The 25,395-nt window shown below is 74.0% G+C and carries 26 protein-coding genes; 6 read left to right on the top strand and 20 right to left on the bottom strand.

Annotated elements, in window-relative coordinates:
• The first annotated feature begins 76 nt into the window (after window positions 1-76).
• Entirely contained in the window at window positions 77-736 is a 660-nt protein-coding gene (locus ACK2IS_RS13475; RefSeq protein ID WP_409483809.1) for an SRPBCC family protein, read from the top strand.
• 34 nt (window positions 737-770) lie between these two features.
• On the opposite strand, the gene ACK2IS_RS13480 is transcribed toward ACK2IS_RS13475, so the two are convergent.
• A complete protein-coding gene (locus ACK2IS_RS13480) occupies window positions 771-1,520 on the bottom strand; it encodes an SDR family oxidoreductase (protein ID WP_409483810.1) in 750 nt (249 codons plus the stop codon).
• A gap of 275 nt (window positions 1,521-1,795) precedes the next feature.
• Between ACK2IS_RS13480 and ACK2IS_RS13485 the strand changes: the two genes are divergently transcribed.
• Both ACK2IS_RS13485 and menE read left to right on the top strand, forming a co-directional pair.
• Window positions 1,796-3,010 (top strand): IS110 family transposase, encoded by a 1,215-nt coding sequence (locus ACK2IS_RS13485; protein ID WP_409482884.1) that lies wholly within the window; start codon window positions 1,796-1,798, stop codon window positions 3,008-3,010.
• A 109-nt stretch (window positions 3,011-3,119) separates the two neighbouring features.
• Window positions 3,120-4,256 (top strand): o-succinylbenzoate--CoA ligase, encoded by a 1,137-nt coding sequence (menE, locus tag ACK2IS_RS13490; protein ID WP_409483811.1) that lies wholly within the window; start codon window positions 3,120-3,122, stop codon window positions 4,254-4,256.
• Window positions 4,257-4,281: 25 nt separating this feature from the next.
• Here the strand turns inward: menE and ACK2IS_RS13495 are convergent, their stop codons facing one another.
• Window positions 4,282-5,457, bottom strand: coding sequence for a prohibitin family protein (locus ACK2IS_RS13495; RefSeq protein ID WP_409483812.1), 1,176 nt, complete (start codon window positions 5,455-5,457; stop codon window positions 4,282-4,284).
• A gap of 182 nt (window positions 5,458-5,639) precedes the next feature.
• On the opposite strand from ACK2IS_RS13495, the gene ACK2IS_RS13500 reads away from it, so the two are divergent.
• Window positions 5,640-6,515, top strand: a complete 876-nt coding sequence (locus ACK2IS_RS13500; protein ID WP_409483813.1) for a 1,4-dihydroxy-2-naphthoate polyprenyltransferase — start codon at window positions 5,640-5,642, stop codon at window positions 6,513-6,515.
• A 76-nt stretch (window positions 6,516-6,591) separates the two neighbouring features.
• On the opposite strand, the gene ACK2IS_RS13505 is transcribed toward ACK2IS_RS13500, so the two are convergent.
• The 14 genes from ACK2IS_RS13505 to ACK2IS_RS13570 all read right to left on the bottom strand — a co-directional run bounded on the left by ACK2IS_RS13505 (window position 6,592) and on the right by ACK2IS_RS13570 (window position 19,935).
• Entirely contained in the window at window positions 6,592-6,858 is a 267-nt protein-coding gene (locus tag ACK2IS_RS13505; protein ID WP_409483814.1) for a DUF4229 domain-containing protein, read from the bottom strand.
• Between the two features lie 4 nt (window positions 6,859-6,862).
• On the bottom strand, window positions 6,863-7,891 hold the full coding sequence (gene ccsB, locus ACK2IS_RS13510) for a c-type cytochrome biogenesis protein CcsB (RefSeq protein ID WP_409483815.1): 1,029 nt from the start codon (window positions 7,889-7,891) through the stop codon (window positions 6,863-6,865).
• Window positions 7,888-9,510 carry a cytochrome c biogenesis protein ResB gene (locus ACK2IS_RS13515; protein WP_409483816.1) on the bottom strand — a complete coding sequence of 541 codons (1,623 nt, stop codon included), beginning with the start codon at window positions 9,508-9,510 and terminating at the stop codon, window positions 7,888-7,890. Before ACK2IS_RS13515 ends, ccsB begins: the two co-directional genes overlap by 4 nt.
• Before the next feature lie 65 nt (window positions 9,511-9,575).
• Window positions 9,576-10,337, bottom strand: coding sequence for a cytochrome c biogenesis CcdA family protein (locus tag ACK2IS_RS13520; protein ID WP_409483817.1), 762 nt, complete (start codon window positions 10,335-10,337; stop codon window positions 9,576-9,578).
• Window positions 10,334-10,957, bottom strand: a complete 624-nt coding sequence (locus ACK2IS_RS13525; protein ID WP_409483818.1) for a TlpA family protein disulfide reductase — start codon at window positions 10,955-10,957, stop codon at window positions 10,334-10,336. Before ACK2IS_RS13525 ends, ACK2IS_RS13520 begins: the two co-directional genes overlap by 4 nt.
• Window positions 10,954-11,619 (bottom strand): histidine phosphatase family protein, encoded by a 666-nt coding sequence (locus ACK2IS_RS13530; RefSeq protein ID WP_409485678.1) that lies wholly within the window; start codon window positions 11,617-11,619, stop codon window positions 10,954-10,956. Before ACK2IS_RS13530 ends, ACK2IS_RS13525 begins: the two co-directional genes overlap by 4 nt.
• Window positions 11,620-11,624: 5 nt before the next feature.
• A complete protein-coding gene (gene hemL / locus ACK2IS_RS13535) occupies window positions 11,625-12,971 on the bottom strand; it encodes a glutamate-1-semialdehyde 2,1-aminomutase (RefSeq protein WP_409483819.1) in 1,347 nt (448 codons plus the stop codon).
• A 59-nt stretch (window positions 12,972-13,030) separates the two neighbouring features.
• Window positions 13,031-13,528 (bottom strand): MarR family winged helix-turn-helix transcriptional regulator, encoded by a 498-nt coding sequence (locus ACK2IS_RS13540; RefSeq protein WP_409483820.1) that lies wholly within the window; start codon window positions 13,526-13,528, stop codon window positions 13,031-13,033.
• Between the two features lie 150 nt (window positions 13,529-13,678).
• Complete coding sequence (hemB, locus tag ACK2IS_RS13545) at window positions 13,679-14,653, bottom strand: porphobilinogen synthase (protein WP_409483821.1); 975 nt, start codon at window positions 14,651-14,653, stop codon at window positions 13,679-13,681.
• Window positions 14,654-14,761: 108 nt separating this feature from the next.
• The gene (locus ACK2IS_RS13550; protein WP_409483822.1) at window positions 14,762-16,420 is read right to left on the bottom strand and encodes a uroporphyrinogen-III synthase; all 1,659 of its coding nucleotides are present in this window, start codon (window positions 16,418-16,420) and stop codon (window positions 14,762-14,764) included.
• An 11-nt stretch (window positions 16,421-16,431) separates the two neighbouring features.
• The gene (gene hemC, locus ACK2IS_RS13555; protein WP_409483823.1) at window positions 16,432-17,448 is read right to left on the bottom strand and encodes a hydroxymethylbilane synthase; all 1,017 of its coding nucleotides are present in this window, start codon (window positions 17,446-17,448) and stop codon (window positions 16,432-16,434) included.
• On the bottom strand, window positions 17,441-18,772 hold the full coding sequence (locus ACK2IS_RS13560; protein WP_409483824.1) for a glutamyl-tRNA reductase: 1,332 nt from the start codon (window positions 18,770-18,772) through the stop codon (window positions 17,441-17,443). The genes hemC and ACK2IS_RS13560 overlap by 8 nt, the downstream gene beginning before the upstream one ends.
• Window positions 18,769-19,443: a redox-sensing transcriptional repressor Rex gene (locus ACK2IS_RS13565; protein WP_409483825.1), complete on the bottom strand. Its 675-nt coding sequence runs from the start codon at window positions 19,441-19,443 to the stop codon at window positions 18,769-18,771. Before ACK2IS_RS13565 ends, ACK2IS_RS13560 begins: the two co-directional genes overlap by 4 nt.
• Window positions 19,444-19,635: 192 nt before the next feature.
• Complete coding sequence (locus tag ACK2IS_RS13570; RefSeq protein WP_409483826.1) at window positions 19,636-19,935, bottom strand: glutaredoxin family protein; 300 nt, start codon at window positions 19,933-19,935, stop codon at window positions 19,636-19,638.
• Between the two features lie 280 nt (window positions 19,936-20,215).
• On the opposite strand from ACK2IS_RS13570, the gene ACK2IS_RS13575 reads away from it, so the two are divergent.
• Window positions 20,216-20,890, top strand: a complete 675-nt coding sequence (locus ACK2IS_RS13575) for a sigma-70 family RNA polymerase sigma factor (protein ID WP_409483827.1) — start codon at window positions 20,216-20,218, stop codon at window positions 20,888-20,890.
• Window positions 20,891-21,061: 171 nt separating this feature from the next.
• Window positions 21,062-22,684, top strand: coding sequence for a hypothetical protein (locus ACK2IS_RS13580; RefSeq protein WP_409483828.1), 1,623 nt, complete (start codon window positions 21,062-21,064; stop codon window positions 22,682-22,684).
• Window positions 22,685-22,705: 21 nt separating this feature from the next.
• Here the strand turns inward: ACK2IS_RS13580 and ACK2IS_RS13585 are convergent, their stop codons facing one another.
• The 4 genes from ACK2IS_RS13585 to ACK2IS_RS13600 form a co-directional block, all read right to left on the bottom strand.
• Window positions 22,706-23,704 carry a lysophospholipid acyltransferase family protein gene (locus tag ACK2IS_RS13585; RefSeq protein ID WP_409483829.1) on the bottom strand — a complete coding sequence of 333 codons (999 nt, stop codon included), beginning with the start codon at window positions 23,702-23,704 and terminating at the stop codon, window positions 22,706-22,708.
• Window positions 23,701-24,768 carry an NAD-dependent epimerase/dehydratase family protein gene (locus ACK2IS_RS13590; RefSeq protein WP_409483830.1) on the bottom strand — a complete coding sequence of 356 codons (1,068 nt, stop codon included), beginning with the start codon at window positions 24,766-24,768 and terminating at the stop codon, window positions 23,701-23,703. Before ACK2IS_RS13590 ends, ACK2IS_RS13585 begins: the two co-directional genes overlap by 4 nt.
• 129 nt (window positions 24,769-24,897) lie before the next feature.
• Entirely contained in the window at window positions 24,898-24,996 is a 99-nt protein-coding gene (locus ACK2IS_RS13595) for a 30S ribosomal protein bS22 (protein WP_003792170.1), read from the bottom strand.
• A 93-nt stretch (window positions 24,997-25,089) separates the two neighbouring features.
• Window positions 25,090-25,290 carry a helix-turn-helix domain-containing protein gene (locus ACK2IS_RS13600; protein ID WP_409483831.1) on the bottom strand — a complete coding sequence of 67 codons (201 nt, stop codon included), beginning with the start codon at window positions 25,288-25,290 and terminating at the stop codon, window positions 25,090-25,092.
• Window positions 25,291-25,395 lie beyond the last annotated feature (105 nt).

Genomic DNA, 25,395 nt, shown 5'->3' on the forward strand with positions numbered 1-25,395 from the left:
CGCCTGCCATCCCCCTCGCGCGCGGGCCGCTGCCCCCCACCTCCTCGGTGACGGGATGGCCTCCTAGGCTGGCCCCATGGGACGCGTAGACCGCTTGCGGGACAACCTCGCCGGGGCGGCCCGGATGGCCGCCCACCTGGCCACCGGACCGATCCACAGCCAGGAGCGCCGCACCTGGGGCGCGACCCCGGAGGAGACCAAGGCCTTCCTGCCCGGTGACGAGCTGATCCGTGACGTCGACTGGCGGTCGACCCGTGCGGTGACCGTGTGGGCTCCGGCGGAGCGGGTGTGGCCCTGGCTGGCGCAGCTGGGTCGCGGCCGGGCCGGGTTCTACAGCTACGACCTGCTCGAGCAGCTCGCCGGGAGCCTGGACGAGTCGGTGGCCCGGATCGTGCCCGAGCTCCAGCACATCCGGACCGGCGACCACGTCCGGCTCCACCCTCAGCTGCCCCCGCTCGTGGTGGCCCGGGTCCAGCCCGGAGCCCACCTGGTCCTCGCCGGCGTACCGGACAAGACCGACCTGCTGCCCAGCACGGTGTGGTCCTATCACCTGCGGCCTCTCTCGCAGGGGCGCACCCGGCTGATCGAGCGCAACGCCTATGCCCACGGTGACGGGCTCGTCGAGCGGCTCACGGGCGGTCCTTATGTCATCGAGCCGGTGAGCTTCGTCATGAGCAGGGAGATGCTGCTCACCATCAAGCGCCTCGCCGAGCAGCCGCAGCACCTGCAGACCTAGGACCGGGCCGCGAGGCGCGGTCCGGTCCGCAGGCTCAGGACCTGCGGATCACCTTGTGCGGCGCTGCCTGCGCCTGCGGCTTGAGCACCAGGCGGTCGACGTTCACGTGGGCGGGTCGCGTCGCGATCCAGGTGATGGCGTCGGCGACGTCCTCGGCGACCAGCGGCTCCGCCACACCCTCGTAGACCTTGTCCGCGGCGGCCTGGTCCCCGCCCAGCCGGACGAGCGAGAACTCCTCGGTGCGGACCATGCCCGGGTCGATCTCGCAGACGCGCACCCCGTCGCCGACGGCCTCCAGCCGCAGCGTCTCGGCGATCACGGTCTCGGCGTGCTTGGCCGCGCAGTAGCCCGCACCCCCCTCGTAGACCCCGAGGCCGGCGATGGACGACACGAAGACCACCATCGCGCCCTTGACCGGGCGCAGGGCGGGCAGCAGCGCCTGGGTGACCTGCAGCGCGCCGATGACGTTGGACTCGTACATCGCCCGCCACTTGTCGACCACGGCGTCCGCGACCGTCTCGGTGCCCAGCGCGCCGCCTGCGTTGTTGACGAGCAGGTCGAGCCGGTCGCCCACCTCGGCGGCGAGGCGAGCCACGTCGGCCTGGTCGCTCACGTCGCAGGTGACCGCCCGGCCACCGATCTCGGCGGCGAGCGTCTCGATCCGGTCGGTGCGGCGGGCGGCGCAGATCACCTGGTAGCCCTCGTCGGCGAGGCGGCGCGCGGTGGCGGCGCCGATCCCGCTGGAAGCTCCGGTGACGACGGCGAGGCGAGGAGTCTGGGTCATGCGGCCCATTGTCGCGCCGCCCCGCCCGGGCGCGCACGCCCCGTTACCTTGCTGGTGGCCCCGCGGTGCGGGGTCACGGTCGCCGGGCCCGGCATGACTTACCGCCCCTGTCTCTTCCATGATCCGGGGGGTGTTGTCACCGGGCCTGGTGGCGTCGGTCTGACCGCTGATAGGGACACGGCCCAAGATGAGGTCTCTTCGTAACGTGGGTGCCGGCAGCTGACGCTTCACCACAGCCTGGCGACCGGTCCTGCGATGCAAGGATGGTCACCGTCATGAGCGAGGACATCGGCTACGACATCTGGTGCGGGCTGGACGTTGGCAAGCAAGACCACCACGCCTGCGCCCTGGACTGCGCGGGCAACAAGGTCTTCGACAAGGCCCTACCCCAGGACCAGGCACGGCTGGAAGAACTCTTCACGACCTTGACCGCCCGGGGTCGGGTCCTGGTGATCGTTGACCAGCCCAACACCATCGGCGCCCTGCCGATCGCAGTGGCCCGCTCGATGGGGATCGCGGTCGCGTACCTGCCTGGGCTGGCGATGCGCCGCATCGCCGACCTGCACCCGGGCAACGCCAAGACCGACGCCCGCGATGCGTTCATCATCGCCGACGCTGCCCGCACCATGCCCCACACCCTGCGCCGCGTGGACGTCGGCGAAGAGGCCCTGGCCGAGCTGAAGGTCCTGGTCGGATTCGACGACGACCTCGCCGCCGAAGCCACCCGCCTCAGCAACCGGATCCGTGGCCTGCTCACCCAGTTCCACCCCGCCCTCGAACGAGTCCTCGGACCCAAGATCGCCACCAAGGCCGGCCTGGCCGTCCTGGAACACCTCGGCGGCCCACAAGGCATCACCCGCGCCGGGCGCGCACGCCTGGCACGCGTCATCACCAAGGCCAACCCCCGTGGCGCGGGCGAGCTCACCGACGCGATCATGGCGGCCCTGTCCGAGCAGACCGTGGTCGTGGCCGGCACCACCGCCGGTGAGCAGGTCCTGCCACACCTGGCCGCGACGCTGCGCACAACCCTGGCCCAACGAGCCGATCTGGCCACCCAGGTCGAGAAAGTCCTCGATGCCCACCCTCTTGCCGAGGTCCTGACCTCGATGCCCGGCGTCGGAGTCAGGACAGCAGCCCGGATCCTGCTCGACGTCGGTGACGGCTCGGCCTTCCCCACCGCCGGACACCTCGCCGCGTACGCCGGCCTGGCCCCCGTCACGCGACGCTCCGGCACCAGCATCCGCGGGGAGTTCCCCGCCCGATCAGGCAACAAGCACCTCAAGAGAGCCATGTTCCTATCCGCGTTTGCGGCCCTGCGCTTCGACCCCGTCAGCCGCGCCTACTACGACCGCAAACGCGCCCAAGGCAAGAAGCACAACGCCGCACTCATCTGCCTCGCCCGACGACGCTGCGACGTCCTGCACGCCATGCTCCGCAACCACGAGACCTACCGCGCCCCAGCGCCCGCACCCACGCCCCTCGCCGCTTGACGAAGAACATAGGGACACCCCCCGCCGCAGCCCGCGATCGGCCGCCGCTCACCGCAGCCCGGCCGTCGCAGCCCGGCCGTCGACCGGCGCCCTGCCCTATCGTGCGGGGGTGCAGCTCGTCGCCTGGCCCCCGTCCTCTTCCCCCGCCGACGCCGTGCGTGACCTGGGTCCGCTCGAGCGGGCGCTGAGCGGCGCCGGCCCGGCGGTGTGCCCGTCGGGGGTGACCGCCGCGTCACCCGCCGGCGCGGCCGTCGTGGTGGGCACGTCGGGGTCGACGGGCACGCCCAAGCCAGCGGTCCTGTCGGCGGCCGCCGTGCGGGCGTCCGGGCAGGCCACGGCCGAGCACCTGGGCGGCCACGCGCAGTGGCTGCTCGCGCTGCCGCCCACCCACGTCGCGGGGCTGCAGGTCCTGGCCCGGTCCCTGCTCGCCGGGCACGCTCCGGTCGCGATGCCCGACGGGCCGTTCAAGCCCGAGGTGTTCGCAAAGGCGACGGCCCGCCTGACTCCCGGCATACGGCATCACACCTCGCTGGTGCCGACCCAGCTCCTGCGGCTGCTGGCGTCCCCCGTCGGGACCGAGGCGGCCGCGAGCTACGACGCCATCCTCGTCGGCGGCGCCGCGCTCCCCGCGAGCGTCCACGCGCAGGCGGTCGCGGCCGGGCTGCGGATCGTGCGCACCTACGGGATGAGCGAGACCTGCGGCGGCTGCGTGTATGACGGGACGCCGCTCCCGGCCACCGCCGTCCGCCTCACCCGCGAGGGCCGCGTAGAGCTCGGCGGTCCGGTGGTGATGGACGGCTACCTGGGCCGCCCGGACCTGAGCGCAGAGGTCCTCACCACGGACGAGCGGGGCACCCGGTGGTTCCGCACCGACGATCTGGGCGAGGTGGCGGCCGACGGGACGCTCACGGTCCTGGGGCGGGCGGACGACCTGATCACGACGGGCGGCCTCAAGGTCGCCCCGCGCGTGGTGGAGGATGCGGTCCTGGCCCACGTCGCCGGGATCCGGGAGTGTCTCGTGGTCGGGGTGCCCGACCCCGACTGGGGCCAGGCGGTGGGGGTCCTGCTCGTGGGCGAGCCCGGCGCCGGGGAGCGACCGGACGAGGTCCCCGCCCTGCGCGAGCTGCTGCGTCCGCACCTGCCCGCCCACGCGCTGCCCCGTCGGGTGCGGCTGGTCGCCGAGATGCCGCTGCGCGGCCCGGGCAAGCCGGACCGCGCAGCGGCACGAGAGCTGTTGACGGAGTAGGACGTCCCCGCCCGGGACGCGACGCTCAGCGCTTGGGCGTGGCGGGTGCGTTCGCCGGGGCCGGCAGCTGCAGCAGCGCGGACTGGCTGGGCGGGACGACGTACATCGTGTTGCCCTTGGCCGCCGCCTCCTTGAGCATGTCGATGTACTTGCTGGTGAGGACCTGCTCGTTGAGCCGGTTCTGGCACTGGGCGGGCGGCACCGGGACGACCTTGACGGAGGCGACCTCCTTGCCGGCGATCATCTCCTTGACCGTCGTGGACATGGCGCCGCAGCGGATGATCTGGTCCGAGTCGGACTGGGCCTGGGCCTCGGTCTTGACCTTCTCGGCGTTGATCTTGGAGGACTCGAGCTCCGCGCGGGCGGACTCCACGCGCGAACGCGCGGTCTGCACGGCCGCGAGGGACTGCTCGATCTCCTGGGGATAGCGGATGTCGCGCAAGTCGACCGAGTCGACCGTCACGCCCAGGCGCTCCCACCGCGACTGCAGCTCCTTGGCGATGTCGGTGGAGACCTGGGCACGCTTCTGCCGCAGCTCGCCCGCGGTGTAGTGCACGGGCACGTCGCGCACGATCGAGCGGACGTCCACGTCCAGGGCCCGGCTGACCAGGCCCTCCTGGGTGCGGTAGGCCGAGTAGATGTCGCCGACCTTGGCGGGGACGATCGAGTAGCGCACGGTGATGTCGACGGCGGCGGTGGCGTTGTCGCTGGTCTGGGCGTTGATCGCCGGGCCGTCGGTGGCCCCCTGCTCCCCCGCCATGGTGATGACCTGGTTGCGCACGTCGTACTTCACGATGTCGTTCCACGGCGCCTTCATCGAGAAGCCCGGCGTGGTGTCGACGCCCGCGACGGTGCCGCCCGGCGTACGCATGACGATCGCCTCACCTACGTCCTGGGTGTAGAGCGTGGACAGGAACAGCGTCAGGACGCCCAGGCCGGTCATCGCCCACCCGGCGAGCGGGAGGATCCAGGCGGGCGCGGGGGCGCTCGTGGCGATCGGGGCCCGGCGCCGCTGCGCCTTGGCGGCCTTCTGCCAGCGATCCAGCTCCGGCCCGCCCTCGGGTGGCGGGGGCGCGGTGGCGGCCGTGGCCCCGTGCGTGGAGCCGCCGTCCGTGGCCGCCCGATGCCGGACCCGGCGGGCCACCGCGAGGGTGGCCAGACCGGCGAGGAGGAGGAGAACTCCGAGGACGAAGGTGCCCATCAAGGCCTGCGATTCTGCGCCCGAGGCGCCACGGGACCCGCCCCCCTGGCGGATCGACATCCGTATGACGTCGCGAAGATTCGCCCCGGTTCCGGTACCGGGTCGCGACCCTCGTCCGGGTCACCCGAGTGGCGTGCGAGCCGCGCACCGGGCACCCGCCCGGGCACGAGAGAATGCTCCTCATGGCCACGATCTCCCAGTGGGTGGCGGGCGCCCGCCCGCGCACCCTCCCTGCAGCGCTCGCCCCCGTCGCCGTCGGCACCGGATCGGCGGCCGGGCTGGGGCACCTGGACGCCGGGCTGGCGCTGCTGGCGCTGCTCGTGGCCGTGTTCCTGCAGGTCGGCGTCAACTACGCAAACGACTACTCCGACGGGATCCGCGGCACGGACGCCGAGCGGGTCGGTCCGGTGCGGCTCGTCGGCCAGGGCCTGGCGACGCCGGCGCTCGTGAAGTACGCAGCACTCGCCTGTTTCGGGTTGGCCTGCCTGGCCGGCCTGGCGCTGATGGGGCTGTCGGGCGTGACCTGGCTGCTCGGCGTCGGGATCGCGGCGGTGCTGTCCGCGTGGTTCTACACCGGGGGTCCGCGCCCCTACGGCTACGCCGGCCTCGGGGAGGTCTTCGTCTTCGTGTTCTTCGGGCTCGTGGCGACCGGGTGCACGGCATACACCCAGGTCAGGACCACCGACACGGGCACCTGGGCGGGCGCCGTCGGCATCGGCTCGATCATCACCGCGGTGCTCGTGGTCAACAACCTGCGCGACATCGCGGGTGACAGGGTCTCCGGCAAGCGCACCCTGGCGGTGCGGATGGGCGACCGGGCCACGCGGTGGTGCTACGTCGCGCTGATGGCGCTGCCGGCCGGGTGCTCGGTCCTCGCCGCGCTCACCGGGCACCCGTGGGCGCTGCCGTCGCTCCTCGGCCTCGTCCCTGCCGTGAAGCCCTGCCGCTCGGTGCTGGGCGGCGCGCAGGGCCCGGCGCTCGTCGCCGTGCTCGGCGCGACGGGGCTCGTCAGCCTCACCTACGGTCTCACCCTCGCGATCGGGCTCGCCGCCCGCTGACCCTCCGGGCCGTGTGCCGGGAGGCCGCGCTCACCCGCTGCGGACGACCAGGACCAGCCCGCCGTCCCGGCCGGGGTCAGCGGTCGAGCTCGGCGTCCTCGACCTCTTCGTCGGTGACCTTGTGGGCGCCCGTCCGGTCCGCCAGCCGTCCCTCGACCCGCTGCTGGATGCGGGCGCTCCACTCGTCGCGCGGACCGCGCAGGACGAACAACGACAGGACCATGGACAGCAGGCCCGCGAGGACGACGAGCAGGGGGCCCCACAGGCCCACCAGCCCGAGGGCCGACAAGCAGCCGAAGAAGAGCAGCAGCCGCAGGAGGGTGTAGCGCACACCGGGACTCATCAGGTCACATCCCCGAGTAGGAGTGCATCCCGGTCATGAACTTGTTGACCACGAAGGAGTTCATGACGATGCACAGGAAACCGACCAGGGCGATCCAGGCGGCGTGCCGGACCTTCCAGCCCGTCGTGGCGCGGGCGTGCAGGTAGGCCGCGTAGACGACCCAGATGATGAAGGACCAGACCTCCTTGGGGTCCCAGCCCCAGTAGCGGCCCCACGCGCGCTCGGCCCAGACGGCGCCGGCGATGACGGTGAAGGTCCACAGCGGGAAGGCCAGGGCGTGCAGCCCGTAGGCCATCCGGTCCAGGACGCGGGAGGCGGGCACCGCGGCGAGCAGCGTCCGCCGCCAGCCGGCGAGGGCGGCCCCGGCCGACTGACGCCGCTCGCCGGACTCCTGCACCAGGTAGAGCGCCGACAGCGCCGCCCCGATGGCGAACATGGCCGAGGCGAGGATCGCGATGGAGACGTGCACCACGAGCCAGTAGGACCGCAGCGAGGGCATCAGCTGCCCGGCCTCGGTGTAGACCGTCAGGGCCGGGCCCAGGACGAGCAGCGCCAGCCCGGTCACGAAGACGCCCAGCCAGCGCAGGTCCTGGCGCAGCCCCATGGCGACGTAGACCAGCACCACGAGCATGGCCGCGGTGAGCAGGAACTCGTAGAGGTTGCCCCAGGGGGCGCGCATCACCGACAGACCCCGCAGCGCGACGGCGGCGAGGAGCAGCAACGAGGCGAGACGGGTGAGAGCGAGCCCGATCCCCGCGGCCTGCCGCCGACCGGGGGCGGGCGCGACCGGCGACGCGGACGACCCGGCGGCGGTGCGCACGAGGGTGTCGGTCCCCCCGCCGGCGGCGCCCACGGAGGCGGTCGTCCCCGCAGCCGCACCGCCGGAGGTGGTCGTCATGCCCTCGGCGTCACCCAGGGCCCGGTGGCGGGTCTGGGCCAGGTCGACGGCGAAGGCCACGAAGGCGACCCCCAGCACGAGCAGCGAGGCGTAGACGCACAGCGTGGAGTACTGCGCGAGCGCGGGATGGATCATCGGGGGCTCTCCTCGGTGGTGCGGGCTGGCGCCTCGACCCCCAGGCGCGAGCAGAGCTCGGCGGTGAGGTCGTCGACGGCCTCGGCCAGGCCCGGGTCCTCGCTCTTCGCGAGGCCGGCCGTCTCCAGCAGGGTACGTCCGTCACGGGTCGTGATGCGCACGAAGACGCGGCGGCGTCGGATCAGCAAGGACATCAGCAGGCCCACGAGCACCAGCCCGGCCCCGGCGAGCGCCACCGGCTTGCCCGGGTCGTGGCGCACCGACAGGCCGGCGAAACGCTCGTAGCCGTCGAAGGTCACGCTCCCCCGCCCACCGGGAAGGGCCTTGGTCTCCCCCGGCCGCAGCGCGACCCGGACCGGGAGCCCGGACTCCTGCCGGGGCTGGGTCATCCGCGAGGTGTCCAGGGTGTAGACCGACTGCGGCCGCCCGTCGGGGAACAGCGTGCCCTCCCACAGCTCCAGCAGCAGGCCCGGCGCGACGGGCGCCGGGAAGTCGCTCTGCGGGCGCATCCGCAGCCCCTGGTCGGAGATCGTGGGGGCGAACATCCCCAGGAAGCCGAGCTGCTTGCCGTCCGGCAGCGCGGACACCTTGACCGCGCCGGTGGAGGTGTAGTTGTTGTCCTGCGGGCGGAACACCGTCGCCTGGTGGTAGACCTGTCGGCCCTGGCCGTCCTTGACGGTGATGATCGGGGCGTAGCCGTTGCCGAGCAGGTAGACCGAGGACTGCCCGAAGCTCAGTGGCTCGTTGACCGCCAGCCGCTGCCGCACCTCGGGGCTGTCCGGGGTGGCGCGGGTGGTGGTGGCCGCCTCGAAGGACCGTGGCTGGCCGAACTGCTTGCCCTTGAGCTCGGTCTCGAAGTCGACGGTGACCTTGTCCACGCGCACGGTGAACGGCGGCAGCGACTCCTCGTCGACCCAGGGCCCCTTGCTGAAGGTGTCGTGCTGGCTCGTGGTGTTGGCGAAGGTCTCCCCCACCGGCACGATCGCGTCGACGCGCCACCCGAGCAGGTGCCCGACGGCGACCGCGACGATGACGACCAGCAGCGCCAGGTGGAACAGCAGGTTGCCGACCTCGCGCAGATAGCCCCGCTCCCCGGAGACCGAGCCGTATGCCGAGGAGGCGGGCCCGGCACCGGGGGAACCGTCGGTCGTTGCGTCGTCGGACCGCACCCGGTAGCGCCGGGACGCCAGCAGCTCGCGCGTCGCGGCGAGGGCGGTCGCCGGGGTCACGTCGCCCAGCTCCACGACCCGGTGCTCCGGCATCCGGTCCAGGCGCCGGGGGGCGCGGGGCGGCTGCGAGCGCACCTCGCGCCACAGCAGCCGCAGCCGGGGGACGACGCAGCCGACGAGGGAGATGAACAGCAGCAGGTAGATCGCCGAGAACCACGGCGAGGCATAGACGTCGAAGAGGCCCGCGCGGTCCAGCCAGGGGCCGAGGGCCGGGTGCTGCTGCAGGTAGGTGCGGGTCCGCACCGGGTCGATGCCACGCTGGGGGAACACCGAGCCGGGGACCGCCGCGACGGCGAGCAGCAGGAGCAGGAGCAGCGCCGTGCGCATGCTGGTCAGCTGCCGCCAGGCCCAGCGGAGCAGGCCGAGGGCGCCGAGGCGGGGCTGAGTCACGTCGTCGCGGGCGGCAGACGAGGTGGCGCGCGCCGGTGCGCCGGGAGGCGGGGTGGAGGCAGGCATCACAGCACCGGGTTTCCCACGAGGTCCACGAGCCGCTGCTGCAGGCCGGAGACGAGTGGCTCCCACAGGCCGAGGAGCATGAGCAGGCCGAGGACGGCGAGCAGGGCGGCGCCGGCGAGCTGCAGGGCCCGCTGGTGGCGGCGCAGCGCGGTCCAGGCGCCGACGAGCCGGGCATAGCCACCGGCGAGCGCGAGGAAGGGCAGCCCGAGACCCAGGCAGTAGGCCACGCCGAGGACCGCGCCGCGGGCGACCGGTCCGGCGCCGCCGTCCAAGGGGCTGCCGAGCACCATGACGGCGCCGAGGGTGGGCCCGACGCAGGGGGTCCAGCCGAGGGCGAAGGCTGCGCCCAGCAGGGGGGCGCCGGTGAGGCCGGCGGCGGGCCGCCACCCGACCTTGACCTGCCGCTGGGTGCCGAGCCCGGCGAAGACGGCGGCGAGCCCCAGCACCACCGCGCCGCCCACGCGCACCAGGGCCTCATGGTGCTCCTGCAAAGCGGCGGACAGGGCCGAGACCACCAGGACCACGAGGGGGACGAAGACCGCGGTGAAGCCCAGGACGAACAGCGCGGTCCCGAGCAGCATCGTCCGGGAGCGGCGCTCCTCCAGCCGGGTGTCGCCGAGCCCGGTGACGTAGCCGAGGAACCCCGGCACGAGCGGCAGCACGCACGGCGACAGGAAGGACGCGGCCCCGGCGGCGAGGGCGACGAGCGCGGCGAGCGGCAGCGCCCCGCCGGCGATCACGTCGGTCGCGCCGGTGATCACCGGCCTTCCTCGACCACGTCGGTGATCAGGTCGGCGACGGTGCGCTCGGAGGCGACCGGACCGAGGATCCGCGCGGCGATGCGGCCCTGGGCGTCGAGCACCAGGGTGGTGGGCGGCGACGGCGCCTTGCCCTGCAGGGCGAGCACGGTCTGCCCGTCGTACGCCAGCGTGGGATAGGGCACCTGGTGGCCGCGGGCGAAGTCGCGGGCGTTGTCGGCCGACTCGCGGCCCGCGTGCACCCCGAGCAGCTCGACGTCCGGGTGGGTGCGGCGCAGGGTGGTCCACAACGCGGTGAGCCGGGGTTGCTCCTCGACGCAGGGCGGGCACCAGGAGGCCCACAGGTTGAGGACGACGACGTGGCCGCGCTGCCGGGCGGCGTCCCAGGGATTCCCGTCCAGGGTGGTCCCCCTGAGGGTCACCGGGGCCCTGCGCTGCGCGGCCGGCAGGCGCTCGATGGTGCCGTCGCCGGACAGGTAGCCCTTCTGGTCGCCCGAGCGGGCCTGGGCGTTGACCGACCCCGGGTCCTCCGAGCACGCGGCCAGCGGCGTCGCGACGACCGCGGCCGTCAGGATCGCCAGGAGGCTCCGGCGGGTATGCCGGAAGGACAGACCTGCCGTCATGCACCCACCTGGTCGTCGTCCGCCGGAGCGAGCAGCGACGCCGCGGGCGCGGTGTAGCGCAGCGAGTCCAGCCGGTCGCCGACGTAGTGCAGGCTGGTCACGCTGGCCAGGTCGCACTGGCGGCGGCGCGGGTCGTGCCACAGCGGCCGCCCCTCGAGGTGACGCCGCAGGGTCCACACCGGGAGCTGGTGGGACACGAGGACGATCTCGCGGCCGGGGGCCTGGCGGCGGGCCGCGTCGACGGCCTCCTCCATGCGCGCCGCGATCCGGCGGTAGGGCTCGCCCCAGGAGGGGGTGAAGGGATTGCGCACCAGCCACCAGTTCGCCGGGCGGGCCAGCGAGCCCGCCCCGTGGCCGAAGCGGCGCCCCTCGAAGTGGTTGCCCGCCTCGACGAGGCGGCTGTCGGTCAGCACCGGCAGCTCGAAGGCCTCGGCGGTCGGGCGTGCCGTCTCCTGCGCCCGCTCCAGCGGGGACGCGACGACCAGTGCGACGTCTCGGCCGGCGAGGTGCTCGGCGACCCGGTCGGCCATCCGGCGGCCCAGCTCGGACAGGTGGAAGTCCGGCAGCCGGCCGTAGAGGATCTTGTCGGGGTTGTGCACCTCGCCGTGGCGGACGACGTGGACCACCGTCCGGGGCTCGCCGGTGCGGGTCAGGTCGGTCATGGCGCTCATCCCTGCCTCGTCCCTGCTCCGGCTGCGGCGGCCCTGGCAGCGGCGGGCAGCGCGGCCAGCACCCGGTCCACGGCCAGGTCGTCGTGCGCCGCGCTGACGAACCAGCACTCGTAGGCGCTCGGCGGCAGGTGGACCCCCTGGCTCAGCATCGAGTGGAAGAACCTCCCGAACGCCGCGGTGTCCTGCTGCTGGGCGTCGGCGTAGGACAGCACCGGCCCCTCGCGGAAGAACACCGAGAACATCGACCCCGCCCACTGGATCGTGTGCGCCACCCCGGCCGCGGCCAGCTCGGCGGTCACCCCGTCGGCGACGGCGTGCGCCGCCGTCTCCAGCCGGTCGTAGACCGCGGGCGTGCAGCCCCGCAGCGTCGCCAGGCCCGCCGCCGTGGCGACCGGGTTCCCGGACAGGGTGCCGGCCTGGTAGACCGGGCCCGTCGGCGCCAGGTGCTCCATCACGTCCCGCCGCCCGCCGAACGCCGCGGCCGGGAAGCCACCCCCCATGACCTTGCCGAAGGTGAACAGGTCCGGGGCACCCAGCTCCGTAGGACCCTCCACGCCATACCACCCGCAGATCGACGCGCGGAAGCCGGTCATCACCTCGTCGGTGATCATCAGCGCGCCGTGCTCGCGGGTCAGCCGCCGGATCGTGGCGGTGAAGCCCGGCGCCGGCGGCACGATCCCCATGTTGCCGGGCGCGGCCTCGGTGATCACCGCGGCGATCTGGTCCCCGCGCTCGCGGAAGGCCTCCTCGAGGGCGCGGGCGTCGTTGTAGGGCAGCACGATCGTCTCGCCCGCCGAGCTCGCCGGCACCCCGGCGGAGTCGGGCAGTGCGAAGGTCGCGACACCGGACCCGGCGTGCGCCAGCAGCGCGTCGACGTGCCCGTGGTAGCACCCGGCGAACTTCACCACGGCCGATCGGCCGGTGACGCCGCGCGCCAGGCGCAGCGCGCTCATCGTCGCCTCGGTGCCGCTGGACACCAGGCGCACCTGCTCGACCGGCTCGACCCGGTTGACGATCGCCTCGGCGAGGAGCACCTCGTTCTCGCTCGGCGTGCCGTAGGAGAAGCCCTTGGTCGCCGCCTCCTGGACCGCCTCGAGCACGGCCGGGTGCTGGTGGCCGAGGATCATCGGGCCCCACGAGCAGACCAGGTCGACGTACTCCCGCCCGTCCACGTCCACGAGGTAGGGACCGCGGGCGCTCGCCATGAACCGCGGCGTCCCGCCGACGGACCGGAAGGCCCGCACCGGCGAGTTGACCCCGCCCGGGATGACGGCGCTCGCCCGGGCGAACATCGCCTCCGAGGCAGGGGCGTCCAAGGGGTATGACGGGAGGGAGGTGGCCATGGTCCTAGTCTCACGCCCGGGACGCCGGGGCACCAAACGACGTCCGGTGCGTCCGCGCGTCAGGCCCGGCGGATGCGGTCGACCTCGTCCCGCTGCTGGGCGGAGGTGCCGTTGTCGTCGCGCACCCGCGTCATCGCCTCGCCGAGCGCCTGCACCAGCTCGGGGCTGAGCGCGTCGAGCCAGTGCTCCCGCACGCTGCGCACGTGGACCGGGGCGATGGCCCGGATCTCGGCGAGGCCGGCGTCGGTGAGCGCCAGCTCGACCCCGCGGCCGTCGGCCTCGACGGGGCGCCGCTGCACCCACCCGCGGCTCTCGAGACGGTTGGCGGTGTGGGTGAGCCGGGACCTGGACTGCACCACGAGCGCGGCCAGCTCGGACATCCGCAGCGAGCGGGCCCCCTGCTCGGACAGCATCGAGAGGATCTCGTACTCCGGCAGGGTCACCCCGTGCGCCTGCAGGTCCTTGTCGAGGGCTGCCTCAAGCAGCCGCTGTCCTCGCAGGTAGGCCCGCCAGGCCATCTGCTCGGTGGGACTCAGCCAACGGACCGGCTCGGACACGATCACTCCTACGCTCGATCGGGCCAGTGGTCTTGACCCGGTGTGACCGTCCACCCTAGCGAGTGCCCCTGGCCCCCGGCTGCCGCACCGGATCATCTCCCGTCGCCGGAACCCGCGCCCGGAACCCGGACTCGGGGTCCTGGGGCCGGCTCAGCCGAGCCAGCCGGCCGCCTCGGTGGCGTAGTAGGTGAGGATCTGCTCCGCGCCCGCCCGGCGGATGGCGGTCAGCGCCTCGAGGGCCACCCGCTGCCGGTCGATCCACCCGTTGGCGGCGGCCGCCTCGATCATGGCGTACTCCCCGGACACCTGGTAGGCGCTCACCGGCACCGGGGACTCGGCGGCGACCGCCGTCAGCACGTCGAGGTAGGGCAGGGCCGGCTTGACCATCACCATGTCGGCGCCCTCCTCGACGTCCAGGCGCACCTCGCGCAGGGACTCGGTGAGGTTGGCGGGGTCCTGCTGGTAGGTCCTGCGGTCGCCGACGAGCGAGCTGGCCACGGCCTCGCGGAAGGGGCCGTAGAACCCGGACGCGTACTTGGCGGCATACGCCAGGACGACGGTGTCACGGTGACCGGCCTGGTCGAGCGTGGCGCGCACGTGGCCCACCTGCCCGTCCATCATCCCGGACAGGCCGAGCACGGTGGCGCCGGCCTCGGCCTGGGCGATCCCCATCTCGGCGTAGCGCTCCAGGGTGGCGTCGTTGTCGACCGCACCCCGCGCGTCGAGCACCCCGCAGTGACCGTGGTCGGTGAACTCGTCCAGGCACAGGTCGGCCATGACCACGATCTCGTCCCCCACCGTGTCGGCCAGGCGATGCAGCGCGACGTTGAGGATGCCCTCGGGGTCGGTGCCGCCGGAGCCGACGGCGTCCTTGGCCGTGGGGACGCCGAAGACCATGATCCCGCCGACGCCTGCCGCGACGGCCTCGCGGGCCGCCTGCTCCAACGAGGCGAGGCAGTGCTGCACGACGCCCGGCATCGAGCCGATCGGCGTGGGCTCCTGGGCGCCCTCCTTGACGAAGACCGGCAGGATCAACTGGGCGGGGTGCAGCCGGGTCTGGGCGACCAGGCGGCGGACCGCCGGGGACTGGCGCAGGCGACGCGGACGGTGGGTGGGAAAGCTCACGAGATCCTCTCGGTGGCAGGTCTGCGCGCCGTATGCCGGAAGACTCCTCGCGGACTCTGCCGGCACCGGCGGCCGGGGGTGGGCCAGGACCGTGGTCCCGACCGACGATCAGCTGCTGCGACGGCGCCGACGGCGCTTGCTGGGCAGGACGACGGGCTCGCCGGCCTCGTAGGCCGCGCGCGCCTGGGCGTGCCCGAACTCGGCGAGACCGTCCACGAGCGAGTCGCCGCTGGCCTCGCCGGCGATCACGTCGACGCGCAGGCCGTGCTCCTCGGCGGTCCTGGCGGTGGCCTGCCCGATGCAGGCCACGACGGTGCCGCGGTGCGGCTTGCCGGCGATGCCCACGAGGTTGCGCACGGTCGAGCTGGACGTGAAGACCACGGCGTCGAAGTCGCCCGCCTTGATCGCCTCCCGGACGTCGGCGGCGGGCGGGGCCGCCCGCACGGTTCGGTAGGCCGTGACGTCCTCGACCTCCCAGCCCATGTCCTGCAGGCCGGCGACGAGGGTCTCGGTGGCGATGTCGGCCCGCGGGAGGAAGACCCGGTCGATGGGGTCCAGCAGCGCGTCGTAGGGCGGCCACTCCTCCAGCAGGCCCGCCGCGGACTGCTCGCCGCTCGGCACCAGGTCCGGGACCAGGCCCCACTCGCGCAGCGCGGCCGACGTGGCCCCGCCGACGGCGGCCACCCGCAGACCCGCGAAGGACCGCACGTCCAGGCCGTACTCGTCGAACTTCTCCCGCACGGCGCGGACGGCGTTGACCGACGTGAACCCGACCCACTCGTAGCGCCCGGCGACCAGGCCGGTGATGGCCTTGTCCATCTGCTGGGGCGTCCGCGGCGGCTCGATGCTGATCGTCGGCACCACGGTGGGGATGGCACCGTAGTGCTCGAGCCGGGCGCTGATGCCGCCCGCCTGCTCCTTGGTACGGGGCACGAGCACCCGCCAGCCGAAGAGCGGCTTGTTCTCGAACCAGCTCATCGACGTCCGCAGCGGGACCGTGCGCCCGACGATGGCGAGCAGCTGCGCGTCGTCGTCGAGGTGGTCGAGCACGTGCGCCGCGTCGCCCAGCGACGTGGTGCTGGTGTGCTGCAGGGCCGTGGTGCCGTGATCGGTCAGGGCCACCGTCGTGCCCGGGTCGCGACCGGCCTCCAGGAGCGAGCTGAGCTGCTCCACCAGGCGACCGGGGGTGCCCATCATCACCACGGTGACGTCGTCGCGCGCGGAGTCGCCGAGGTCGTGGCGCAGGGAGGTGTCCAGCAGGTGCAGCCGCGGGGACTCCGGGGAGGTGAGGGGGATGCCGGCGTACAACGGGACCGCCGACAGGCTGGTCACGCCGGGGACGACCTCGAAGGGGACGCCCTCGGCCGTGAGAGCGCTGCACTCCTGCAGCAGGCAGGTGAAGACGCCGGGGTCGCCGGACATGAGGCGCACCACCAGGCCACCCCCGTCGAGGGAGTGGAGCGCGTCGAGCACCCGCTCGCACTGCAGGGACTCGGGGGTCGGGGCCGGCAGCACCTCGGGGATCGCGAGAGCGGGCGGCGGGACGATCCGCGCGTCGTCGCGGCAGTGACGACGGATGATCTCCGCGGAGTCGATCCGGTCGAGGAGCACCACGTCGGCACGGCCGAGCAGCTCGGCCGCCCGGAGGGTCAGCAGACCGGGGTCGCCGGGTCCGGTGCCGACGAAGGCCACCTGGGCGCGCTCGCCCGCAGCCGCCTGCGGGGCCGGGGGCGCACAGGCGGCGCCCGTGGTGCTCGACTTGCGCATCTAACCTGCTCCTAGGCCCTCGTGTCGGTGATCGGTGGAGTGACCCGAGGTGCAGTCTCGCCCACCGCGCCCGGCATGCCAAGTCTCCGGGGCGAGACGTCACCCGCACCGCCGAGGCCGGGGGCACCGTCCTCCAGCAGCAGGGTGGCGAGCCGCCGTCCGAGCTCGTCGGGAGCGGCGTACGAGCCGGTCAGCGACCTGCGCAGCCCCTCGGAGCCGTCCACCACGCCCACGAAGGCACGCAGCGAGAGCTCCACGCCGTCCTCGGACTCGACGACCTCCGCCAGCGCGCCGACCGGGGCGGTGCACCCGGCCTCGAGGGTGGCGAGCAGCGACCGCTCGGCCGCCACCCGCGCCCGGGTCTCCGGGTCGTCCAGACGGGCGAAGGTCTCGCGCAGCGGGTGGTCCTCGCGACACTCCAGCGCCAGCGCGCCCTGCCCGGCCGCCGGGAGCACCTGCACCGGGTCGAGGGCCTCGGTGACGAGCTCGGTCCGGCCCAGCCGCCGCAGGCCCGCCATCGCCAGGACCACGGCGTCGCACCGCCCGTCGCGCACGTGCTGCAGGCGGGTGTCGACGTTGCCGCGGATCGGGACGAGCTCCAGCCCCAGCCCGAGGGCGGCGATCTGCGCGGCCCGGCGCGGCGAGCCGGTGCCGACGACGGCACCCTCGGGCAGCTCGCCCAGGGTCAGGCCGTCGCGGGCGCACAGGGCGTCCCGGACGTCCTCGCGCGGCGGCACCGCGGCGACGACCAGACCCGGGTGAGGGGCCGAGGGCAGGTCCTTGAGGGAGTGCACGGCGCAGTCGATCTGCCCGGCCACCAGGGCCTCTCGTATGGCGCTCGCGAAGACGCCGGTGCCGCCGATGGTCGTCAGGGGGGCGGCGTTGGTGTCCCCCTCGGTGGTGATCTCGACGAGCTCCACGTCCAGGCCCAGCTCGCGCAGCCGGTCCGCCACCCACCCGGACTGGGTGGTCGCGAGCGCGCTGCGGCGGGTCCCGAGCCGGATCGCGCCGCAGGTCTGGTCAGTCATCGCTGGCACCACTCATCTCCACGGGGGGCTGGACGCGGACCGCGGAGACCGCGGCGACGGTGTGGGGGTCAAGGTCGAAGAGTCGGTGCAGCGCCTCGGCGTAGGACCCGGAGGCGTCCTCCTCTGCCATCTCCTTCACCCGCACGGTCGGGGTGTGCAGGAGCTTCTCGACGACCCGGTGGACGGTCTGGGCGACCTGCCTGCGGGTGGCCTCGTCCATGTCGGGGACCCGTCCGTCCAGGCGGGCCAGCTCGGCGTCGACCACCTGGCTGGCGCGGCGGCGCAGCGCCGCGAGGGTCGGGGCCACGGCCTGGACGCGGCGGGCGGCGAGGTAGCCCGCCACCTCCCCCACGACCAGGTCGCGCACCTGCTGCACCTGGGCCGGGACCAGGCCGTCGCTGGCGAGCAGCTCACCGAGCCGCTGCAGGCCGATCACGGTCAGTCCGGGCACCTCGGCGACGGCCGGGTCGACGTCGAGCGGCAGGGCCAGGTCGAGGTAGACCTGCGGCCGGTGGTCCCGGGCCGCGGCGGCGTGGGCGGCTCGCTCCCGGTCGACGATGCGCCCGGCGGCCCCGGTGCAGGTGATGACCAGGTCCGCGGCGGCGAGCGCCTCGTCCAGGTCACCCCACGGGACGGCTCGCGCGTCGTAGGCCGCGGCCAGGTGGGTGGCTTTGGCGTCGGTGCGGTTGGCCACGACCACCGCACCGGCCCCGGCCCGGGTGGTGGTCGCCACGGCGAGCGAGCTCATCGCGCCTGCGCCCACGACGAGGACGTCGAGCCCACGGACCGGTCCCAGGACCGCCGCGGCCGCGTCGACCCCGGCCGAGACCAGGGAGACCGACACGTCGTCGAGGGCGGTCTCGGAGTGGGCCCGCTTGCCGACGCGCAGCGCGTGCTGGAACAGGGCGTTGAGCTCCGGACCGACCTCACCGGCGGACTGGGCGGCCCGCAGCGCCCCCCGCAGCTGACCGAGGATCTGCCCCTCGCCGATCGCCATCGAGTCCAGCCCGCAGGCGACGGAGAAGGTGTGCGAGACGGCCCGGTCCTCGTGGTGGACGTAGAGGTGCTCGCGCAGCAGGAGCGGGTCGACCTCGGTCACCTCGGCCAGCAGGTGGCCGATCTCGGTGACGCCTCCGTGGAAGGTGAGGACGTCGGCATACACCTCGGTGCGGTTGCAGGTGCTGACCAGGACCGCCTCGCGCACCTGGCCGGCGGCTGCGAGGGCGTCACGCAGGGTCGTCGCGCGGTCCGCGTCGAGCGTGGTGCGCTCGAGCAGGTCGAAGGGGGCGCTGCGGTGGGACAGACCGACGACGAGCAGGGTCACGCGCGAGCACCTCCGGCGGCGGGACGGGCCGCGGCGGCCCGGGAGCGGTAGGCCAGCAGGCGCAGCTCGCAGGACAGGTCCACCTCGCGCACGGCGGTCCCGTCGGGGACGCGCAGCGGGGTGGGGGCGAAGGTCAGGATGGCGCGCACCCCGGCCGTCACGAGCAGGTCGGCGACGTCCTGCGCGGCCGAGCCCGGGGTGGCCACGACCCCGATGGTGCCGGGTCCGGCCGTCGCGACCACCTGCGGCAGGTCGCGGACGTCATGCACCTGCCGCCCGAGCACCGTCGTGCCCACCACGTGAGGGTCGTGGTCGAGCAGACCGACCACCTCGAAGCCGTCACCGTCGAAGCCGCCGTGCGAGGCGATGGCCAGCCCCAGCCGCCCCAGGCCGACGATGACGACCGGGCGGACCGCGTCGCGGCCCAGCGCCGTCATCAGCTGGGACCGCAGCGCCTCGGTCTCGTAGCCCACCCCGCGAACCCCCAGGGACCCCAGCTGGGACAGGTCCTTGCGCAGCATCGCAGAGGTGACGCCGGCCGCGGCGGCCAGCTCCTCGGAGGAGACGCCCCGGGCACCGCGGGCCCGCAACGAGTCCAGGGCGTCGAGGTAGCCGGGGAGGCGAAGCACGGTGGCGTCGGACAGCTCCCGGCGCTCGGTGGCCTCGACCATGTGAGCCGCTCCTCCTTGGTGGCCCCCACGGCCGCCTGCTGTCTGCGGTCCGGCCCGCGCAGCGAGCGCCACGGCGGACGAGGACCCCGGCGCCCTCGGGCGGACACCACAGACCAGAGTATGTCCGTGGCTGCTACCTGCCCAAACCCGCCACGACCCCGCGCGCGGACCGGCACCGTCCACCGGGCGGGCTCAGACGAGGGCGCGCCGCAGCCGGCCGGCGTCCACCCGCCAGTAGTCGTGCTGGCGGCCGTCCACGAAGGTGACCGGGATCTGCTCGGCATACCGCTCGAGGAGCTCGGGGTGGTCGTCGATCCAGACCTCGGCCACCGTGTCGCCCGTGTCGGCCACGACCTGCTCGATCACCTCGCGGGCGTCGTCGCACAGGTGGCAGCCGACGCGACCGAGCAGGACCACGCGGGCACCGGTGAGCGGGGAGGCGGGGTCCGGGGAGTCAGCCGCGGAAGGTCCGGGAGTCGCTGCAGGATTCACCCGTCCGACCCTACCGAGCGGACCGGTGGCGCCCGGTGACGGCGCCCTCCGGCGGTGTCTGCCTCGATCCTCCCGGTCGCCACGCGGGACGGGCGGAGATCGCCACCGGCCGTGAGCCTGTGCTGCAATGGACGCTCCGTGCCCCGCCTCGGCTCCCTCGCCCCGCCCAGGAGGCCACACCATCCGGACCGTCACCCGACGCCGACGCGGCAGCCGTCGATGGCTGCCCGCGCGAGCGACACCAGCCCTCCAGCCGGCCCGCCTCGGGCCCCTGGTGACGGTGCCCGCTGCCCCGGGTCGGCTGCCCCCGCCGGACCTGGACCTGGGGCCGCTGCGGATGGTTCTCGGCGGCACCGAGCCCCCGTCGGACGGCGGTCCTGCCGGCCGCTCCGCGGCGGAGGAGGACGACCTCGAACGGGTGCGCGCCCTGGTGGCGCTGGCCCAGGACGGGGACGCCGACGCCTTCGGCGAGCTCTACCGCCGCCACGTCGACGGCGTCTACCGCTACGTCTACGTCCGGGTGGGCTCGGCCCACACCGCCCAGGACCTCACCAGTGAGACCTTCATCAAGGCGCTGCGCGCCCTGCCCGGCTTCACCTGGCAGGGCAAGGACCTCGCCGCCTGGCTGATCACCATCGCCCGCAACGTCGTCAACGACCACACCAAGAGCTCCCGCTTCCGCCTCGAGGTGGCCACGGCCGACATGCGCGACGCCGACTCGGAGGTGGCCGCCCCGGACGGCGAGGTCATGGACCGGATGCGGGACGAACGGCTGCTGCGTGCGGTCGCCCAGCTCAAGCCGGAGCAGGCCGAGTGCGTCACCCTGCGGTTCATCCACGGACTGTCCCTCGCCGAGACCGCCGAAATCATGGGCAAGCAGGTCAACGCCGTCAAGCAGCTGCAGCTGCGAGCCGTCCGGGCGCTGCAGCGGGCGCTCGAGGGCGAAGAGCTGTGAGCAGCCGATCCGGCCGCGGGCCGTAACCCTGGGCACGACCCACTCGTTAGTCACGCAGAGCACGCTTCGGCACAGACCGCCGCGCGTCCCGTGCCGTTCCATCCGCGATCACCCCCGTCATCCCGTCCCCCGGGAAGCACCAGCCGGCCGCCCGCCAGGAAGGAGGCGACGATGAGCACGCTCGACGACTTCGTCTCCCGTGCCGACGCCGACGCCTTCCAGGCTGCCCTGGACACCGGCCGTTCGCCCTCCCCCGACCTGGCCCGGCTGCTCGAGACCGTGGAGCAGGTCCGCGCGATCCCGGTGCCCGCACCGGACCCGGCCTTCGTCGCCCGGCTCGCCGATCGGCTGCACGGCGAGGCAGCGGTCCCGGCCACGCCGGCCGACCAGGGCCCCTCCGTGGTGCAGGTCCGCCGCGCCTGGCCGAAGGCCCTCGCCGGCGCCGCGGCGGGCGTGATCGTGGCCACCACGGGCCTGGGGGTCGCCGCCGAGCGCGCCCTGCCGGGCGACCTGCTGTATGGCGTCCGCGGGGTCGTCGACGGGCTCTCGGTCCAGCTGGCCGGCTCCGACGGCGAGCAGGGGCGCACGCTGCTGGCCCAGGCCCGGCGGCACATCGGCGACACCGAGACGCTGTCCGGCCGTCCCGATCCCGAGGTGGACGCCGTCCGGGCCGCGCTGCGCGGCGCGGCCGCCTCGGTGGAGTCCGGTGACGCCAAGCTCTTCCTGGCCTTCGACGCGACCCGGGACCCCAGCCACCTGGTCGCGGTCCGCGACTTCACCTCCTGGTCCGAGCCGGCGTTGAAGCAGCTGCGCCGCGTCCTGCCTGCCGCCGTGTCGGACGAGCTGGCGTCGCTGGAGTCGACGGTCGCGTCCGGAGCCAGCCAGCTGCGTGCCAAGCTGGCCGCGTGCGGGGACAGCTGCCGGGACGTCGTCGTGCCGCGCGACCCCGAGACCGCGACCACCCCCACGGCCACCTCCCCCGCGGTCACCTCAACCAGCCCGAGCGCGGTGCCCGCTCTCAGCTCCTCCGCCGGCTCCCAGCCCCTGCCGACCCAGGTGATCGGGCCGGTGGTGCCGCCGACGACGAGGCCGACGGACAGTCCCGCCCCACCCCGGCGCAGCGCCCCCCGCCCGGCGCCGACCTCCTCGGCGCGGGTGACCGCACCGCCGACCCGCCTTCCCTCCCCGCCTCACCCGCGGCCCCCGCGTCCACCCGCCACCGTGCCGGCGACCGTCCGCCCGCCGGCGCCCCCGGCCCCGACGGCCACACCCCGGCCGACCCGCCCCGGTCCGAGGCCTACCGTGACCGGGACCGCGGCGCCCACCAGGGTGCCGCCCCGGCCACACCCCACCCCCACCCCCAGCCCCGATCCCCAGTGCCCGCCCGGCTACGTCCGGATCGGCCCCTTCTGCGTCCGGGTGCCGCAGGGGCCGGGTCAGCCCACGGTGACCGTCGTCGCGGCGCCACCGGTCGTGGCGACCACCCAGGCCACCGACCCGACCGCGTCGGCGTCGGAGCCGGCGCACCGCCCTCGACACACGGGGCGACCGCGCCCCGAGGGCCGCCCCGTGCCCGTGAGGCCCGCTGCCCCGGTCTTCGCCGAGCTGTGCCTGCCCGGTTCACGGATCGTCACCCTGCCCACGGTGCGCGGCCTCGGCTACTCCTGGGACCGCGCGACCCTGGGTGACGTCGTCGAGGTCACGGTGCGCGCACGTCCCCTGCCGGGCCACGTCCTCGCCGACGGCGCGGCGAGCACCTGGGTGCGGCTCTACCTCGACTGCGGGCGACCCTAGCGCCTGCCGCGCGGCACACGGTCAGCCGAAGAACGCAGACTCCCTGGTCGCGAGCAACCGGTAGAGCGATTCCTGGATCGTCTGCCTGATCTGGTCGGTCAGTCCGAACACCAGCATCGGGTCGTCAGCGGCCTCGGGACCCAGCTCGTCGGTGGGCACCGGGGAGCCGAACTCGATGATCCACTTGCTCGGCAGCGGGATCAGACCCAGCAGCCCGAACCACGGCCAGGTGGGGGTCAGCGGGAAGTACGGCTGGCCGAGCAGCTTGGCGAGGGCAGGCACCTGACCGATGATCGGATAGGTCTCCTCGGCGCCCACGATGGCGCACGGGACGATGGGGACCTCCGAGCGCAGGGCTGCCGCCACGAAGCCACCGCGGCCGAAGCGCTGGAGGCGGTAGCGCTCGCTAAAGGGCTTCCCGACGCCCTTGAAGCCCTCGGGGAAGACACCTACGACCTCACCGCGGCGCAGCAGCCGCTCGGCGTCGTCGTTGGCCGCGAGGGTGGCACCGGCCTTGCGGGCGACGTCGCCGACGACCGGGGAGCTGAAGACCAGGTCGGCACCGAGGAGCCGCAGGTGCCGCGCCGCGGGGTGCTCGTCGTGGATCGCGAGGAGCGTCATGAAGGCGTCCAGGGCGATGGTGCCGGAGTGGTTGGCGACGACGAGCGCACCACCCTCGGCGGGGACGTGCTCGATGCCGCGGACCTCGACCCGGAACCACTGCCGGTAGAGCGGGCGCAGGACGGGCAGGCAGGCATACCGCAGGAAGTCCTCGTCGAAGCCGAACTCGTCCACCTCGTAGTCGCCGGTCACCCGGCGGCGCAGGAAGCCCAGGATCTCGGCGATCTGCACCTCGGTGTCCTCGGGGGACAGCTGGGCCAGGGCGGCTGCGCCCCGGAGCACCTGGACGAGGGCGTCCACGGCGGCGTCGAGGTCGAAGGCGCCGCCCAGGGGCGAGTTCGCCCCGGGCACCCCGGACCACCGCGGCGGGACGCGATCGCTGGTGGGGTCGGCGGTCATGGGCGCGCTCCTGGGGTGGTGGCGGGGTCGGGGCGCAGCCCCACGGCGGCCAGGACCGTGTCGACCTGCCGGAGGCCGGTCCGGGCCAGGTCGACCCCGGGGACGGTGAGGGTGGCGCTGCGCGCGAACGACTCGAAGGCCTGTCGAGTCGTCCAGGTGGGCTCGAAGGCGAGCCGCTCGCGCATCAGCCGGGTGTCGACCACGCGACCGTAGGCCAGCTGGTGGAGCTGGCCCTCCGGCAGCTCCGCCATGCGGGACCACCGGAAGGCCCGGCGCAGGCTCCCCTCGGCCGCCAGCGGCGTGGGCACGACCGGGCGGCGGACGATGCCCGCGCACTGACTCACGGTGAGGACCCCGTCGCCCGCGACGTTGGTGGTGCCCACCACGCGCTCGGCGCTGCCGGTGGCCCCGAGCACCATGGCGCGCACGCAGTCGTCCTCGTGCACGAACTGCAGTCGCCCGTCGAAGCCGGCCGGGATCGGCACGACGGGGAGGCTGAACAGGTCGGTGAGCCCCGTCGCGATGCTGGGCCCGATGACGTTGGCGAAGCGCAGGACGCTCACCTCCACCTCGGGTCGGCGGCGGGAGAACCCGGCGACGTAGGTCTCCACCTCGCCGGAGTCCCGGCCGAAGCCGTCGGCCGTGCGCACCCCGAGCGCGGCCGTCTCGGCGAGCACCGCCGGGTCGTGCGGCGAGGCGCCGTAGACCGCGGCTGCCGACTTCACGACCAGCCGGCGGATGGCGGGTGCCTTCTGGCACGCCGCCAGCAGCTGCATGGTTCCGAGGACGTTGATCTCCTTCTGAGACGCGCGTCCGCCCGCCGCGGTGGGCGTCGCGATGACACCCATGTGGACGACCGTGTCGACGGCATACCGCTCCACGAGCCGACCCACCACCGGGTTGCGCAGGTCCGCCCGGACGAAGTCGACGCCCGGGAGCGGGCGAGCGGGTGGGACCACGTCGATACCCACCACCTGGCCCACGTCCTCGCGAGCCGCGAGCGCCGTCGCGGTGAGCCCGCCCAGCAGCCGGGACACGCCGGTGACGAGCACGACGTCAGGCACGGCAACCTCCTGCTGGCCGGCGAGTGGCGGTGCTCCCGAGCCTAGGTGAGCGGTGGCGGGGACGCACGACCGGGCGCCCCGTGGGGACGAGCAGGGCCCCCGACCGGGAAGGTCGAAGGCCCTGGGCGCTCACTTCTTGTTGCGGCGCTGGTGGCGCGTCTTGCGAAGCAGCTTGCGGTGCTTCTTCTTGGCCATGCGCTTGCGGCGCTTCTTGATCACGGAACCCATAGGTCGTCCTTCGTCGGGCAGGTGGAGAGAATCCGTCCCAGCCTACCGCCTGGCCGGTGGGCCCGACGAATCCGCCCCGGGCCCGGACCTGCCTCAGGCGGTCTCGGTGAAGGCCCGGGAGAGGTACTCGTCGACCGCCTGCTCGGGCACCCGGAAGGACCGGCCGACCCGCACGGCCGGCAGCTCGCCGCCATGCACCAGCCGGTAGACCGTCATCTTGGACACCCGCAGGCGGGCCGCCACCTCGGCCACCGTGCAGAAGGTGACGCCCTCGAAGGGACGCGCAGCCGTCATCGTTCACTCGCCTTCCTGGTGCACCGGGTGTCGTGGGCAGAATCCGTCGAGACGCCACCCGTGTGCTGCTGCGACTGTAGGTGCCTGAAGGACCTCTGAGAACGC

The sequence above is a fragment of the Arsenicicoccus dermatophilus genome (assembly GCF_046267915.1).
In the GTDB taxonomy this organism is placed as follows: domain Bacteria; phylum Actinomycetota; class Actinomycetes; order Actinomycetales; family Dermatophilaceae; genus Arsenicicoccus; species Arsenicicoccus dermatophilus_A.